This is a genomic window from Achromobacter sp. GbtcB20 (assembly GCF_019091095.1).
In the GTDB taxonomy this organism is placed as follows: domain Bacteria; phylum Pseudomonadota; class Gammaproteobacteria; order Burkholderiales; family Burkholderiaceae_B; genus Achromobacter; species Achromobacter mucicolens.
Genome location: NZ_JAGXJZ010000995.1, coordinates 1 through 229, shown reverse-complemented (window position 1 = coordinate 229; position 229 = coordinate 1). Strand labels below are relative to the sequence as shown.

Annotated in this window: 1 pseudogene; it reads right to left on the bottom strand. The window is 64.6% G+C overall.

Going from position 1 to position 229, the window contains the following annotated elements:
* Positions 1-229, bottom strand: a pseudogene (locus KVT32_RS31975) (spermidine synthase); the annotation flags it as partial.

The window sequence follows — 229 nt, the reverse complement described above, 5'->3', positions numbered from 1 at the left end:
TTCTTGAAGGCGAGGACGACGATGTTCGCGTCGTGCACCTCGGGCAGCCAGACCACGGCGTCGAACACCTCGCGCATCGCGTCCAGGTTCCTGTCGTAGCAGGAGATGTCGCCGTACACGTTGGTGGTCATGATGCCGTCCCGGCCCAGGCAATCGAAGCAGGCCTGGTAAAACTCCGGCGTATCGGGCACCGGCCCGCGCGCCTCCTCGTCGTACAGGTCGACCTGCA